Origin of the sequence: Oceanibaculum indicum P24, assembly GCF_000299935.1 — a bacterium.
Taxonomy (GTDB): domain Bacteria; phylum Pseudomonadota; class Alphaproteobacteria; order Oceanibaculales; family Oceanibaculaceae; genus Oceanibaculum; species Oceanibaculum indicum.
In genome coordinates this window covers 1-15,313 of sequence record NZ_AMRL01000004.1, presented here as the reverse complement: position 1 = coordinate 15,313, position 15,313 = coordinate 1, and the positions used below count along the sequence as shown (strand labels likewise).

At 63.7% G+C, this 15,313-nt stretch carries 9 protein-coding genes; 7 read left to right on the top strand and 2 right to left on the bottom strand.

From position 1 onward, the window contains the following. Positions 1–68: 68 nt before the first annotated feature. The 3 genes from P24_RS04590 (at position 69) to P24_RS04580 (ending at position 5,063) form a co-directional block, all read left to right on the top strand. On the top strand, positions 69–1,502 hold the full coding sequence (locus P24_RS04590; protein WP_008943534.1) for a TolC family outer membrane protein: 1,434 nt from the start codon (positions 69–71) through the stop codon (positions 1,500–1,502). A gap of 128 nt (positions 1,503–1,630) precedes the next feature. Further along, the gene (locus P24_RS04585; protein ID WP_008943533.1) at positions 1,631–2,251 is read left to right on the top strand and encodes a DUF2497 domain-containing protein; all 621 of its coding nucleotides are present in this window, start codon (positions 1,631–1,633) and stop codon (positions 2,249–2,251) included. A 163-nt stretch (positions 2,252–2,414) separates the two neighbouring features. Next, positions 2,415–5,063 carry a valine--tRNA ligase gene (locus P24_RS04580; protein ID WP_008943532.1) on the top strand — a complete coding sequence of 883 codons (2,649 nt, stop codon included), beginning with the start codon at positions 2,415–2,417 and terminating at the stop codon, positions 5,061–5,063. Between the two features lie 222 nt (positions 5,064–5,285). Here the strand turns inward: P24_RS04580 and uvrA are convergent, their stop codons facing one another. After that, positions 5,286–8,135 carry an excinuclease ABC subunit UvrA gene (uvrA, locus tag P24_RS04575; protein ID WP_008943531.1) on the bottom strand — a complete coding sequence of 950 codons (2,850 nt, stop codon included), beginning with the start codon at positions 8,133–8,135 and terminating at the stop codon, positions 5,286–5,288. Between the two features lie 302 nt (positions 8,136–8,437). Between uvrA and ssb the strand changes: the two genes are divergently transcribed. Together ssb and P24_RS04565 are read left to right on the top strand one after the other, a co-directional pair. Then, positions 8,438–8,950 carry a single-stranded DNA-binding protein gene (gene ssb, locus P24_RS04570; protein WP_008943530.1) on the top strand — a complete coding sequence of 171 codons (513 nt, stop codon included), beginning with the start codon at positions 8,438–8,440 and terminating at the stop codon, positions 8,948–8,950. Positions 8,951–9,057: 107 nt separating this feature from the next. Further along, a complete protein-coding gene (locus P24_RS04565) occupies positions 9,058–10,140 on the top strand; it encodes a sensor histidine kinase (protein WP_083859547.1) in 1,083 nt (360 codons plus the stop codon). A 25-nt stretch (positions 10,141–10,165) separates the two neighbouring features. Here P24_RS04565 and P24_RS04560 read toward each other — a convergent pair whose 3' ends face one another. Further along, positions 10,166–11,521: a pentapeptide repeat-containing protein gene (locus tag P24_RS04560; protein ID WP_192813230.1), complete on the bottom strand. Its 1,356-nt coding sequence runs from the start codon at positions 11,519–11,521 to the stop codon at positions 10,166–10,168. 305 nt (positions 11,522–11,826) lie between these two features. Between P24_RS04560 and gyrA the strand changes: the two genes are divergently transcribed. Together gyrA and coaD are read left to right on the top strand one after the other, a co-directional pair. After that, on the top strand, positions 11,827–14,637 hold the full coding sequence (gene gyrA / locus P24_RS04555) for a DNA gyrase subunit A (protein WP_040706592.1): 2,811 nt from the start codon (positions 11,827–11,829) through the stop codon (positions 14,635–14,637). Further along, a complete protein-coding gene (gene coaD, locus P24_RS04550; RefSeq protein ID WP_008943526.1) occupies positions 14,630–15,166 on the top strand; it encodes a pantetheine-phosphate adenylyltransferase in 537 nt (178 codons plus the stop codon). The genes gyrA and coaD overlap by 8 nt, the downstream gene beginning before the upstream one ends. Positions 15,167–15,313 lie beyond the last annotated feature (147 nt).

Below are 15,313 nucleotides of genomic sequence, written 5' to 3'. Positions count from 1 at the left end.
TGTCTGGGTTAGGGTTACCCGCTTTGTTTTCCTTGGATATTCTGTCGCCAAATCGGAAAGGCCTCACGATGCTGCCAAAGCTTGCCGGCGCAAACCAGACCATGGCCGATCCGGCGCGCCGTTCGCGGTGGCGCGGTCTGCTGCTGGGCGGTGCCGCCTTCGCCGCGCTGGCCGCCCTGTCGCCGTCATCGGTATCCGCCCAGACGCTGAGCGAGGCGCTGGCGCTGGCCTATGAGACCAACCCGGTGCTGCAGGCCCAGCGCGCCCGGCTGCGCGAGACGGACGAAAGCCTGGCGCAGGCGCTGTCCAACTGGCGGCCGACCGTCAGCGTCTCCGGCGAGATCGGCCGGACCACGACCGATGTCGAGCGTTTGGGGGTCGAAGACCGGCAGAGCAGCAACACGCGCACGCCGTCCCGCGCCACCTTCTCGGTGAATCAGCCGCTCTATCGCGGTGGCCGCACCACCGCCGAGACTGAACGCGCGGAGGCCAGCATCCAGGCGCAGCGCGCCCAGCTGATCTCGACCGAGCAGCAGATTTTCCTGCAGGCTGCGACCGCCTACATGAATGTGATCCGCGACGAGGCGACGCTGGAACTGCGCGTCAATAACGTGCAGCGCCTGCAGCGCCAACTGGAAGCGACGCGCGACCAGTTCAATGTCGGCGAGGTTACCCGCACGGACGTGTCGCAGTCCGAGGCGCGGCTTGCCCAGTCGCAGGCGGACCGCGTCGCGGCGGAAGGCCAGCTGGCCGCTTCGCGCGAGCGCTTTATCCAGGTTGTCGGCATCGCGCCGACGCGGCTCAGCGAGCCGGATGTGCCGCTGGACACGCCGGGCGACCGGGAAGCCGTGCTGACGGAAGCCTCGCGCAACAACCCGAATGTGCTGACCCAGCGTTTCTCGATTGATTCGGTCGAGGCGCAGACCCGGCAGATTTTCGGCGAGACACTGCCGCAGGTGAATCTCAGCGTCGAAGTCAGCCGGTTCGAGAACCAGCAGCTGCGCGATTCGCGCACGGATGAGGCGTCGGTCTTCGCCACGGTCACCGTGCCGCTGTATCAGTCGGGCTCGGTCAGCTCCCGCGTGCGGCAGTCGAAGCAGCAGGAAACCCGCGCGCAGAACGCGCTGGAGGATGCCCGCCGTACCGCCGTTTCCAACGCTGCGGCGGCCTATGACAATCTGGCCGCGGCGAAGGCCCGCATCGAATCGCTGGTTACCGTTATCGGCGCTGCCGAGATCGCCCTGGATGGCGTGCAGGAAGAGGCAAAGGTGGGCTCGCGCACCATCCTCGATATTCTTGATGCTGAGCAGGAACTGCTGAACGCGCAGGTCAGCCTGGTGTCGGCGCAGCGCGACGAGATTGTCTACAAGCTGGAACTGCTGACGGCCATTGGCAGCCTGACGGCCCGTGACCTTGGGCTGCAGGTGCAGTTCTACGATTTCGAGAAGCACTACCGGGAGACCCGCGGACGCTGGTGGGGCTTCGATATTTCAGAGGATTGAGGCGGTATTGCCGGCACTGCGTATGAATAGCGCCGGGTGCTAGCCAAGGGGCATATTCTGTTCTACTGTGAAGAGAAATATCATTATCTGGCGGTAAGATGAGCGAAAACAGGGCAGAAGAACCGTCAATGGAGGAGATACTTGCGTCGATCCGGCGCATTATCTCCGAAGACGGCGCGGCTGACGAAGCCGAACCTGCGCCGGCGCCAAAGGCGGCCAAGCCTGCGCCGAAGCCACAGCCTGTAGCCGAGCCGGAACCCGAACCCGAGCCAGAGGTCGATTTCGAACCGGTGCCCGCCGAGGAGCCGGAACCGGAATTCGAGCCGGAACCCGAAATCGAGGAAGAAGCCTTCGTCCCGGAGGAGGAAGAGGAAGACATCCTCGACCTCACCGAAAAGGTCGAGGAAGAGGCGGAAGTCGAGCCGCTGTTCGAGGAACAGCGGCGTCGCGCCCAGGCCGCGCCACCGCCGCAGCCCGACTTCGAGGAAGAGGATGAAGGGCTGGTCTCCCCGCCGAAGCGGGATGAGGCCGTTTCCGCTTTCGCCAACCTGACCTCCACCCTGGAGGCACGGCATCCGGAACTGCCCATCGGCGCCGGCCACAAGACATTGGAATCGCTGACCAAGGAGGTCATGCGGCCGATGCTGAAGGACTGGCTCGACAAGAATTTGCCGCACATCGTCGAGCGGCTGGTCCGCGAGGAGATCGAGCGGATCGCCCGGCAGGGACAGCGCCACCCCGAAGAATGACGGACTTTGCCGCCGCCCGGCCCGCCCATCCCGCAGGGATGAATGGCGGTTTCTGGCGTTATGCCTTGGCGTTTGCCGTTGGCAGGGAGGGCCGCTTGTCGTAGATAAGGCGGCTTGGTCCCTTACTCCCCACAAGACCAGACGAAACCGAGGATTTTCGAGAATGCTGGGCAAGACGTTCGAGCCGGCCGCGATCGAGGCGAAATGGTACCCGGAATGGGAGAAGAGCGGTGCCTTCTGCTGCGACCCCAAGTCGGGCAAGACGCCCTACACGATCATGATGCCGCCGCCGAACGTTACCGGCAGCCTGCATATGGGCCACGCGCTGACCTTCACCCTGCAGGACATCCTGATCCGCTATCACCGGATGAAGGGCTATGACGTGCTGTGGCAGCCGGGCACCGACCATGCCGGCATTGCCACCCAGATGGTGGTGGAACGACAGCTTGAGGCCCAGCAGGTCACCCGGCACGATCTCGGCCGCGAGAAATTCGTCGAGAAGGTGTGGGAGTGGAAGGCGGAATCCGGCGGTACGATCATCAATCAGCTGCGCCGGCTGGGTGCCTCGGCGGATTGGGAACGCGAGCGCTTCACCATGGATGAGGGCCTGTCGAAGGCAGTGCGCAAGGTCTTCGTGCGGCTGTTCAAGGAAGGGCTGATCTACCGCGACAAGCGGCTAGTGAACTGGGACCCGCGCCTGCTGACCGCGATTTCCGACCTGGAGGTTGAGCCGCGCGAGGTGAAGGGCAAGCTCTGGCATTTCCGCTACATGCTGGCCGATGGCAGCGGCCGCTCGATCACTGTGGCGACCACACGCCCGGAAACCATGCTGGGCGACACCGCCGTTGCCGTACATCCCGAGGATGAGCGGTTTACCGATCTGGTTGGCCAGATGGTCGAGCTGCCGCTGGTCGGCCGGAAAATACCGATCATCGCCGATGACTATTCCGACCCGGAGAAGGGCACCGGCGCGGTGAAGATCACCCCGGCGCATGACTTCAACGATTTCGAGGTCGGCAAGCGGCATCATCTGGAGATGATCAACGTTCTCGACCGCGAGGCGCGGATGAACGAGAACGCACCGGAAGCCTATCGCGGCCTCGACCGTTACAAGGCGCGCGAGAAGATCGTCGCCGATATCGAGGCGCTGGGCCTGCTGGAGAAGATCGAGGATCACCCGCATACCGTGCCGCATGGCGACCGTTCCGGCGTGGCCATCGAGCCCTGGCTGACCGATCAGTGGTTTTGCGATGCCGCCACGCTAGCCAAGCCGGCGCTCGAAGCGGTGGAGACCGGCAAGACCGAGTTCGTGCCGAAGCAGTGGGAAAAGACCTATTACGAGTGGATGCGCAACATCCAGCCCTGGTGTGTGTCGCGCCAGCTCTGGTGGGGGCATCAGATTCCGGCCTGGTACGGCCCGGACGGTGCTTATTTCGTCGAGGAAACCGAGGAGGAGGCACAGGAAGCCGCCACGAAGCACTATGGCAAGCCGGTAGATCTGACCCGCGACCCGGACGTGCTGGACACCTGGTTCTCCTCCGCCCTGTGGCCGTTCTCCACGCTGGGCTGGCCGGACGAAACGCCGGAGCTGAAGCGCTATTACCCCGGCGACGTGCTGGTCACGGGTCTGGACATCATCTTTTTCTGGGTTGCCCGGATGATGATGGCGGGCATACATTTCGAGAAGGATATCCCGTTCCGCACCGTCTATATCCACGCGCTGGTGCGCGACGAGCGCGGCCAGAAGATGTCGAAGTCGAAGGGCAATGTCATCGATCCGCTGGACCTGATCGACCGGTTCGGCGCCGATGCGCTGCGCTTCACCCTGACGGCGCAGGCCGGGCAGGGGCGGGACATCAAGCTGGCCGAAAGCCGGGTCGAGGGCTATCGCAACTTCGCCACCAAGCTGTGGAACGCGGCGCGCTATTGCGAGATGAACGGGGCGCGGGCCGTCGAGGGCTTCGATCCCGCCACGGCCAAGCAGCGGGTCAATCGCTGGATTGCCGGCGAGGTCGTGCGGACAGCGAAGAAGATATCGCAGGCCTTTGAAACCTATCGCTTTAACGACGCCGCCGGTGCGGCCTACCAATTCATCTGGGGCAGCTTCTGCGACTGGTATCTGGAATTCACCAAGCCGATCCTGCTGGGCGAGGACGAGGCCGCCAAGGCCGAGACCCGCGCCATGACCGGCTGGGCGCTGGACCAGATCCTGCTGATGCTGCACCCGATCATGCCCTACATCACCGAAGAGCTGTGGAACGCGCTTGCCGAAAAACGCGGCGGGCTGCTGATCTCGGCATCCTTCCCGGACCTGCCGGACAGCCTGATCGACCCGGAAGCCGATGCGGAGATGGAATGGCTGGTGCGGCTGATCTCCGACATCCGCTCGGTGCGCAGCGACATGAATGTGCCGCCCGCCGCCAAGGCACCGCTGCAGGTGAAGGGCGCCAGTGCCGCCACGCAGGCGCGGTTTGCGGCGCATAACGACATCATCCTGCGCATGGCACGGCTCTCCGGGGTCGAGACGGTGGATGAAACCGCCAGGGGGGCAGTGCAGATCGTCCTCGACGAGGCCACGCTTGCCCTGCCGCTGGCCGAGCTGATCGATGTCTCGGCGGAAAAGCAGCGCCTGACCAAGGAGATCGACAAGGTGGAGGCGGAGATTAGGAAGATCGCCGCCAAGCTGGCGAACGAGAATTTCGTCGCCAAGGCGCCGCCCGAGGTGGTCGAGGAGAATCAGGAGCGCAAGGCCGACGCCGAGGCCACCCGCGACAAGCTGTCGGCAGCCCTGCAGCGACTGGCGGCGGTGTAGGCCCGGCTCCTGAAGGCTGAAAGCCTAACGGTTCCAGCGCTTTTATATGCTTTCCGTCATTCCTGGCCTTGTGCCGGGAATCCACGGTTGAGCTGACGCTGGCATCAGTTGAGCAGGCTGAAACCTGGACCCCCGGGACAAGCCCGGGGGTGACGGGTGGAGTTTGATTCTGGAAAGCCTGTTGCAGGTGCGAACTGTCTGCTTGAGCGGACAGCTTGTGTCTTACGCCAGCTTCTTTTCCGCTGCCGCGCCGAGATAGGGCTTCAGATAGCGTCCGGTGTGGCTGCGCGGGTTTTCGGCCACTTCCTCGGGCGTGCCGATGGCGACGATCTCGCCGCCGCCGGTGCCGCCTTCCGGCCCCAGATCGATGACCCAGTCGGCGGTCTTGATGACCTCCAGATTATGCTCGATCACCAGCACCGTGTTGCCCTGATCGACCAGCGCGTGCAGCACTTCCAGCAGCTTCTTCACATCCTCGAAATGCAGGCCGGTGGTCGGCTCGTCGAGGATATAGAGGGTGCGCCCCGTGGCCCGGCGGGAGAGCTCCTTCGCCAGCTTCACGCGCTGCGCCTCGCCGCCCGACAGGGTGGTGGCCTGCTGGCCGACATGGACATAGCCGAGGCCGACCCGTTCCAGCGTCTCCATCTTGTCGCGGATTGAGGGGACGGCCTGGAAGAACTGCGCCGCATCCTCCACCGTCATGTCCAGCACATCGGCGATGGACTTGCCCTTGAAGTGGATTTCCAAAGTCTCGCGGTTATAGCGCTTGCCCTTGCAGACGTCGCACTGGACATAGACGTCGGGCAGGAAATGCATTTCGATCTTGATGACGCCATCGCCCTGGCAGGCTTCGCAGCGGCCGCCCTTCACGTTGAAGGAGAAGCGGCCCGGCGCGTAGCCGCGCGACTTCGCCTCCGGCAGTCCGGCGAACCAGTCGCGGATCGGCGTGAAGGCGCCGGTATAGGTGGCGGGGTTGGAGCGCGGGGTGCGGCCGATCGGCGACTGGTCGATGTCGATCACCTTGTCGATCAGCTCGATGCCGTCGATCCGGTCATGCGGGGCGGCATGTTCGCGCGCATTGTGCAGCCGCCGGGCCAGCGCCTTGTAGAGCGTGTCGATGATCAGGGTCGATTTGCCCCCGCCCGACACGCCGGTCACGCAGGCGAAGGTGCCGAGCGGGATATCGACCGAGACATTCTTTAGATTATTGCCAGTGGCGCCGCTCAGCCGCAGCACCTGGCCCTTCTTGCCCTTGCGCCGCTTCGCCGGCACCGGCACCTGGCGCATGCCGGTCAGATACTGGCCGGTGATGCTGGCCGGGTTCTGCATCACCTCGGCCGGCGTGCCCATCGCCACCACCGTGCCGCCATGCGCGCCCGCACCCGGTCCCATATCGACCAGATAATCGGCGGCGCGGATCGAATCCTCGTCATGTTCGACCACGATAACCGTATTGCCGATGTCGCGCAGCCGGCGCAGCGTGGCCAGCAGCCGGTCATTATCGCGCTGATGCAGGCCGATGGAGGGCTCGTCCAGCACATAGAGCACGCCGGTGAGGCCGGACCCGATCTGCGAGGCGAGGCGGATACGCTGGCTCTCGCCGCCCGACAGCGTGGCCGAGGCGCGCGACAGCGTCAGATAGTCGAGGCCGACATTCATCAGGAAGCCCAGCCGCTCGTTGATTTCCTTCAGGATGCGGCCGGCGATCTCGTTCTGCTTGTCGGAGAGCGTGCCGGAGAGGCGGCCGAACCAGTCATGCGCCTCGGCGACGGAGAATTCCGCGACTTCCGAGATATTGCGCCCGTCGAGCTTCACCGCCAGCGCCTCCGGCTTCAGCCGCTGGCCGTGGCAGGTTTCGCAGGTGGTAACGGACTGGAAGCGGCCCAGCTCCTCGCGCACCCAGGCGCTGTCGGTCTCGCGAAACCGGCGGGCGAGGTTGGGCACGATACCCTCGAACGGCTTGTTGGTGGTGTATTTGCGCAAGCCATCGTCGAAGGTCATTTCGACCGCATCCGCGCCGGTACCGAACAGGACGCCGTTGCGGGCCTCTTCCGGCAGGTCACGGAAGGGCGTGCGCATCTTCACGCCGAAATGCTTGGCCAGGCTCTCCAGCGTCTGTTTGTAATATTGCGAGGAGGAATTGGCCCAGGGCGCGATGGCGCCTTCCGCGAGGCTCAGCGTGTCGTTCGGCACCACCATCTCGGGGTCGAAATACATCTTGGTGCCAAGCCCATCGCAGGCCGGGCAGGCGCCGAACGGGTTGTTGAAGGAGAACAGGCGCGGCTCGATCTCGTCGATGGTGAAGCCGCTGACCGGGCAGGCGAACTTGGCGGAGAAGATCGTCCGCTCGCCGCCATCGGCATTTTCCGCGATGGCCAGCCCGTCGGCCAGCTCCAGCGCGGTTTCCAGCGAATCGGCCAGCCGCGTCGCCAGGCCGTCGCGCACCACCAGCCGGTCGATCACCACCTCGATATCGTGCTTGCGCTTCTTGTCCAGCGCCGGCGCCTCGTCGATCTCGTAGAGCTCGCCGTCGATCTTCACGCGGGTGAAGCCGCGCTTCTGCAGCTCCTGCAGTTCCTTGCGGTATTCGCCCTTGCGGCCGCGCACGATGGGCGCCAGCAGGTAGAGGCGCGTGCCTTCCGGCATCGCCACAATGCGGTCCACCATCTGGCTGACCGTCTGGCTCTCGATCGGCAGGCCAGTGGCGGGCGAGTAGGGGATGCCGACCCGCGCGAACAGCAGGCGCATATAGTCGTAGATCTCGGTGACCGTGCCCACGGTGGAGCGCGGATTCTTCGAGGTCGTCTTCTGCTCGATGGAAATCGCCGGTGACAGGCCCTCGATCAGGTCCACATCCGGCTTGCCCATCAGCTCCAGGAACTGGCGGGCATAGGCCGACAGGCTCTCGACATAGCGGCGCTGCCCTTCGGCATAGATCGTGTCGAAGGCCAGCGACGACTTGCCGGAACCGGACAGGCCGGTGATGACCGTCAGGCTGTTGCGCGGCAGATCGACATCGACACTCTTCAGATTGTGCTCGCGGGCGCCGCGAACGCGGATGGTCTCAAGCATGGGGCAAACCGTCTCGGGAGGTTATGGCCTGAACTATATGGCGGGCGAATTGCTTTCTTGCCACCTTTCAATTATAAACTCAAAAAGGAACAAAAAAAGAACAAATAGCAATTCAGGAAAGAAACTGAAAATGCAGTTGTGCGGAGGCGCTATTGATACGATGCCGGAACGACTACCCGGTGGCATCCGAACGTCCTTTGCATGTAAAGTCGCTACCCACAGTGACGGCTGGCGATAAAGGATCGCCGCTTTGTCGCTGATTTCGTTTGTTTTGTATCTATTCTTGAAGTTTGGGGAAACACATGGCCGGGTCCGTCAACAAAGTCATCCTGATCGGTAATCTGGGACGCGATCCGGAGATTCGCTCCATGCAGAACGGCCAGAAGGTGGCGAATCTGGCGCTGGCGACTTCGGAGAGCTGGCGCGACCGCCAGAGCGGCGAGCGCAAGGAGCGCACAGAGTGGCACCGCGTCGTGATCTTCAACGAGAACCTCATTGATGTCGCCGAGAAATATCTGCGCAAGGGCTCGAAAATCTACATCGAAGGCTCGCTACAGACCCGCAAATGGCAGGATCAGAGCGGCCAGGAGAAGTACACGACCGAAATCGTGCTGCAGCGCTATCGCGGCGAGCTGACCATGCTCGACGGGCGTGGCGATGGCGGTGGCTCCGGCGGCGGTTATGGCGGTGGCTCCGGTGGCGGGGGCGGAGGTTATGATTCGGGTCCGGACGATTATTCGGGCGGCTCTTCCGGTGGCTCTGGCGGCGGTGCACCCCGTGGCGGCAGCGACCTGGATGACGAAATTCCCTTCTGACAGGGCGGGACAGCTATTTTTTCCGGACAGCCCAAAATTTAACGCTCTCGAAAGCAATAGAGCCTAAAGTTGCCGGGTTCTTAAAGTAACATCCTTATAGACATTGCATGGCTGGACTCCTCAAAGAGCGTCTGGGGCACTGGGTAGGGTTCTACCCGGAGCCTGTCCTGCTCATTGAGGGCGGGATCGTTCGCGATTCGAACATTGCGCTGTCCCGGTTGATCGGTGTCGATGATGCCGCGTTCGGCCATGGCCAGTCTTTCGCCCGTGTCGTCAGCATCGACGCGCAGCGGGCGGGTGGGATTTCCTGGCTGACGGGCAAGCTGATCGGGCCGGACTCTGAAGTGCCGGTGGAGGTGCTGCTGCTGCCGCTCCAAGCCGGCAAGGAGGCGCGCGAGCATATCGTCTATCTGCGCGACCGGCGGCCCTGGCTAGAGCGCGAGGAGACCCTGCACAGGGCGAAATTGCAGGCCGAGACGGAACGCAACTCGGCCCGCCAGTTCCTGGCGCAGATGACGCATGAATTGCGCACGCCGCTGAACGCGGTTATCGGGTTCAGCGAGATCATGGTCAACCAGCTGTTCGGGCCGCTGGATAACCGGTACCGCGACTATGCCGAGGATATCATGCAGAGCGGCCGTCACCTGCTCGGCATCATCAACGATATTCTCGATCTGTCGAAGATCGAGGCCGGCGAGATGGTGCTCGACGAGCGCCAGGTCGATATCGGCCGGATATTGCAGACCTCGATCCGCATTCTAAGCGAGCGTGCGGCCATGGGGCAGGTGAAGATTCAGGTCGATCCCGCCTGCATTTTCCCTCTGGTCGTCGGCGATGAAACCAAGCTGAAGCAGCTCTTCCTCAACCTCCTGTCGAACGCGGTGAAGTTCACGCCGGCCGGGGGGCGTGTTGTGGTGCGCAGCGAGATCGATTCGCGGGGCTGGCTCGCCATTTCCGTGATCGACACCGGTATCGGGATGAGTGCCGCCGATTCGAAGATCGCCATGATGCCGTTCAAGCAACTGCATGCGAAGACCGAGCATGATGATCGTGGCACCGGCCTCGGGCTGACGATCAGCCAGGCCATCGCGGCCCTGCATAATGGCGTGCTGGAGCTGGAGAGCGAGGTCGGCAAGGGCACGAGGGTTACCCTGAAGCTGCCGGCGGATCGGCTGCTGGCGGTCTCCTGAGGCACGCTCTCGCGCCCGGTTCGCTTCAGACGAGGCCGGTCGTCCCCTCCATTGAGGAACCCTGCAGCTTCGCATTGCCCATGGCGGCACCGATGAAACGGGCACCGTCGAGATTGGCGCCGGTCAGGTCGGCTTCGTCGAGTTTCGCCCGCGACAGGTCGGCGCCGGCGAGATTGGCATGCATCAGTTTCGCGCCGCGCAGATCGGCACCCACCAGCTTCGCACCGCGCAGATCGGTACTGAGCGACCGCCCGGAACTGCCGACATCGGTCAGCGGGGACAGGTCGGCGCCGGCCAGGATCGATTCGTTCAGATGCGCATGTTCCAGGCTCGCGCCGCGCAGATCGGCATTGCGCAGGATCGCGGCACGCAGGTCAGTTCGTGCCAGATTGGCGCTGGCCAGCTGCACCCCGGTCAGGTTACAGCCGCGCAGGATGGCCTCGGCCATTGAAATGGCGGTCAGGTTGCGCGCGGAAAAATCGCCGCGCGACAGGTCGATGCCGTCCAGGGTGAGGCGCTTGCCCTCGTGCGCCGCGCTCCGGACCCAGCTTTCGTGCATGTCGAGCGCTGCTTCCAGGTCCAGGCCGGCATCTTCCGGCGTCTTCGGCAGCACCGCCCGGGCAAAGACCGGGGAGGTGAGGTGGGTGAGGTCGAGAATGGCCCCGGTGAGATCGACGCCATCGAAATTGGCATCGTGAATACGCGCGTTGGTCAGCACGGCGCCGTGGAAATCGGCACCGGCGGCATTCACCCCGATCAGGTTCACGCCGGTCATGATGGCATTGCGGAAATTGCTCATCCGCAGGTCGGCGTTGCGCAGATCGGCATTGGACAGGTTCGCCTCGCTGAAATCGGCGCGTAGCGTAAAGGAACCGCCCATTTTCGCATTGCTGAGATTGGCGCCTTCGGCATTGATGGCGCTCATATCCGCATGGCCGTCACCATGGCTGACAGCCGTGGGAATCCGGTTGGCGGAATAGCGCGCCAGAACGGCCTCGCGGATGTCGGCCTCGGTCAGATTGGCGCCAACCAGGCTGGCGCCGCGGAAGCACGCACCGCGCAGGTCCGCGCGTGTCAGGTCGGCGCCATTGAAATTGGTGCGGCGCAGGTCAGCGGCATAGAAATTGGCGAATTGCAGCTTGGTCCGGCGGAACAGACTGCCGGCGAGAGCAGCACCGGTGAAATCCGATTCGCGCAGGTCACGCGTGCTGAAATCGGTGGCCTCCAGCCGGAATCCGGACAGCAGGGCACGACGGCCGCCGGGCCGGCCGGACAGCAGCCTTTCGTGAAGCGACAGGGCCTTGGCAAGATCGGCAGGACGAAGATTCTTAAGCTCGGTGGCTTCCCCATTCTGCAAGGCGGTTATTTTCGTGTCAGACATCGATGAATTCTGCCCCGCTTGATGACTGGCGTTCGACATTGTTTTGCTGTGGATTCTGCCAGACTTCTAAAATAATAACCCCTAATCTTTAAGGCTCTCTTAAGAGCAGCCAAAGGCCTGGATGAAGCTGGTTTTGCGAGCCCCGCCAGCGGCCTGTCCGTGGGCCTGTCTGCAACGTTGTTCGCATGCGCGAAACATGCTAGAAACCTCGTTCAAACAACAATATCTTGGGGTAAGCCAAGATCGCGCCTCATAATGACGCGCTGCCAAGCCACCATCGCCCGTAACGGAAAGTTCCCTTCGCCTTGTCCACGACGACGCCTCCCGGAACGCCTCCCGGCTTCGATGTAAAGCCCGTCTCCATCGAAGAGGAGATGCGCCGCTCCTACCTTGATTACGCCATGAGCGTAATCGTTGCGCGCGCCCTTCCTGACGTGCGCGACGGGCTGAAGCCCGTGCATCGCCGTATTCTCTACGCGATGAAGGATGGCGGCTACGACTGGACGAAGCCCTACCGCAAGTCGGCCCGCATCGTCGGCGATGTCATGGGTAAATACCATCCGCACGGCGACAGCGCCATCTATGATGCGATGGTGCGCATGGCGCAGGACTTCTCCATGCGCCTGCCGCTGATCGATGGGCAGGGCAATTTCGGCTCGATGGACGGCGATCCGCCGGCGGCCATGCGCTATACCGAGGCGCGGCTGGCCAAGGCGGCCGAGGCGCTGCTGCGCGATATCGATAAGGAGACCGTGAAGTTCGTCGCCAACTACGACGAATCGGTCGAGGAACCCGCCGTCCTGCCGGCGGAATATCCCAACCTGCTGGTGAATGGCGCCGGCGGTATCGCCGTCGGCATGGCGACCAACATTCCGCCGCACAATCTGGGCGAGGTGATCGACGCCTGCTGCGCCTATGTGGACGACCCCTCCATCAGCATGGAAGGGCTGATGCAGCACGTGCCGGGGCCGGATTTCCCGACCGGCGGCATCATCATGGGCAAGCGCGGCATCCACGAGGCCTACAGCACCGGGCGCGGGTCGGTCGTCATGCGCGGCCGCGTGGCGGTCGAGGAAATCCGCAAGGACCGCGAGGCGCTGGTCATCAGCGAGATCCCCTACCAGGTGAACAAGGCGCGCCTGATCGAGCGCATCGCCGAGGTGGTGAACGCCAAGATCGTCGAAGGCATCTCGGACATCCGCGACGAGAGCGACCGCGACGGCGTGCGCGTCGTCGTGGAGATCAAGCGCGACGCCCAGGCGGATGTGGTGCTGAACCAGCTGTACCGCTATACGCCGCTGCAGACCTCCTTTGGCGTGAATGCGCTGGCGCTGAATGGCGGCCGGCCGGAAATGATGACCCTGAAGCAGGTCATCGAGGCGTTCCTGCAGTTCCGCGAGGAGGTCATCACCAAGCGCACGGTCTATGAGCTGGGCAAGGCCCGTGACCGCGCCCATATCCTGGTCGGCCTGCTGGTGGCGATCCAGAATCTCGATCCGGTCATCGAGTTGATCCGCGCGTCCCGCGATGCCGCAGAGGCGCGCGCCGCGCTGATGGGCAAGGACTGGCCGGCGACCGATGTCGCGCCCTATATCGCCCTGATCGACGAGCCGGGCCGCGCCGTGGTCGATGGCAAGTACCGGCTGTCGGAAGCACAGGCCCGCGCCATCCTGGAGCTGCGCCTGCAGCGCCTGACCGGCATGGAACGCGAGAAGCTGGTCGAGGAAACCCAGGAAATCGCTGGGAAAATCGAAGAATATCTGGCGATCCTGGGCTCCCGCGAGAAGCTGATGAGCGTGCTGCGCGAGGAGCTGGTGCGCATCAAGGAACAGTTCGCCACGCCGCGCCGCACCGCGCTGGAAGAAGGCGAACTGGACCAGGATATCGAGGATCTGATCCAGCGCGAGGACATGGTGGTGACGGTCAGCCGTCTCGGCTATGTGAAGCGCGTGCCGCTCTCGACCTACCGGGCGCAGAAGCGCGGCGGCAAGGGCCGCGCCGGCATGACGACCCGCGACGAGGATTTCGTCTCGCGCGTTTTCGTCGCCAATACGCATACGCCGCTGCTCTTCTTCACCTCGCGCGGCATGGTTTACCGCATGAAGGTGTGGCAGCTGCCGCTGGCGACGCCGCAGGGCCGGGGCAAGCCGATCGTGAACATGCTGCCGGTGCAGGCGGGCGAGGGCATCTCCACCATCATGCCGATGCCGGCCGACGAGGAAAGCTGGGGCGGGCTGCATGTCATGTTCGCCACCTCGGCGGGCACGGTGCGGCGCAATTCGCTGTCCGACTTCACCAACATCAAGTCGAACGGCAAGATCGCCATGAAGTTGGATGAGGGCGAGCATCTGGTCGGCGTGATGCCCTGCTCGACGGAGCAGGATGTGCTGCTCTCCACCCGTAACGGCCAGTGTATCCGCTTCGCCGTGACGGATGTGCGCGAGTTCAAGGGCCGCGATTCGATGGGCGTGCGCGGCATCAGGTTGCAGGGCGACGATCAGGTCATCTCGCTGTCGATCATCGACCATGTCGAGGCCACGGCGGACGAGCGGGTCGCCTATCTGCGCCGGGCGGCCGCGCTGCGGCGCCAGAATGGCGATGACGGCGCCGAGGAGGCCGTCGTGCTGGATGCCGAGGAGGGGGCCGGCAATGGCGGCGCTCTCGACGATACCCGCTTCGAGGAACTGGCCTCGCGCGAGGAATTCATCCTTACCGTCAGCGAGAAGGGCTTTGGCAAGCGCACTTCCGCCTATGAGTACCGGGTCACCGGCCGCGGCGGGCAGGGCATCGCCAATATGGAGCTGAATGAGCGCAACGGTAAGCTGGCGGCCTCCTTCCCGGTGGCGCAGACCGACCAGATCGTTCTGGTGACCGATGGCGGCCAGCTTATCCGCTGTCCGGTACATGATATCCGCATCGCCGGCCGACGGACGCAGGGCGTCACCCTGTTCCGGGTCGCCGAGGATGAGCATATCGTCTCCGTCGCCTGGATGGCCGAGGAAAGCGGCGCCGCAGAGGACGAGATCGGCGACGAGATCGGGGAAGCTGCCGACATCGTCGAGGGCGACCCTGCTGAAGGGGAGGCAGCGACGGAATCGGAGGGGCGTGATGAATAAGCATCTGATCGGGGTCTATCCGGGCACTTTCGACCCGATCACCTACGGCCATCTGGATATCATCAAGCGCGCTTCGAAGATGGTTGACCGCCTGATCATCGCGGTCGCGCAGAATGCCGGTAAGGGACCGCTGTTCAGCATTGGCGAGCGGCTGGATCTGGTGCGGGGCGAAATCGCCGCGATGAATGGCACGGGCGAGTACGACCATATCGAGGCCCGGTCCTTCAACAATCTGCTGATGCATTTCTGCCAGGCGGCGAATGCCTCGCTGATCGTGCGCGGGCTGCGCGCCGTCTCCGACTTCGAGTACGAGTTCCAGATGGCCGGCATGAATGCCCGTCTCGACTCGAATATCGAGACCGTGTTCCTGATGGCCTCCGAGCGCCAGCAATTCATCTCCTCGCGCTTCGTGAAGGAGATCGGCGCCCTGGGCGGCGATATCAGTACCTTCGTGCCGCCCCGTATCGCCGAGCGCGTCATGCACCGCTTCGCCAAGGATAGCGCGCCCGAGGTCGAGACCCGCGCCTAGGAAAAAGCCGGGCGGCGCAACCCCGGGGATTGACCCGGCGGGCAAGCTTGCCTAGGTTGCGGCCACCCGAACGCGCAAGCCGCGTATCGCGCCAAGAGTCCTTAGCTCAGCCGGTAGAGCAACTGACTTTTAATCAGTAGGTCGTGG

What these genes read in the sequence shown, in the direction of transcription:
- coaD (WP_008943526.1), top strand. Translation starts at nt 14,630, where the DNA reads ATGAATAAGCATCTGATCGGGGTCTATCCGGGCACTTTCGACCCGATC.
- P24_RS04585 (WP_008943533.1), top strand. Translation starts at nt 1,631, where the DNA reads ATGGAGGAGATACTTGCGTCGATCCGGCGCATTATCTCCGAAGACGGC.
- P24_RS04565 (WP_083859547.1), top strand. Translation starts at nt 9,058, where the DNA reads ATGGCTGGACTCCTCAAAGAGCGTCTGGGGCACTGGGTAGGGTTCTAC.
- ssb (WP_008943530.1), top strand. Translation starts at nt 8,438, where the DNA reads ATGGCCGGGTCCGTCAACAAAGTCATCCTGATCGGTAATCTGGGACGC.
- P24_RS04580 (WP_008943532.1), top strand. Translation starts at nt 2,415, where the DNA reads ATGCTGGGCAAGACGTTCGAGCCGGCCGCGATCGAGGCGAAATGGTAC.
- uvrA (WP_008943531.1), bottom strand. Translation starts at nt 8,135, where the DNA reads ATGCTTGAGACCATCCGCGTTCGCGGCGCCCGCGAGCACAATCTGAAG.
- P24_RS04590 (WP_008943534.1), top strand. Translation starts at nt 69, where the DNA reads ATGCTGCCAAAGCTTGCCGGCGCAAACCAGACCATGGCCGATCCGGCG.
- P24_RS04560 (WP_192813230.1), bottom strand. Translation starts at nt 11,521, where the DNA reads ATGTCTGACACGAAAATAACCGCCTTGCAGAATGGGGAAGCCACCGAG.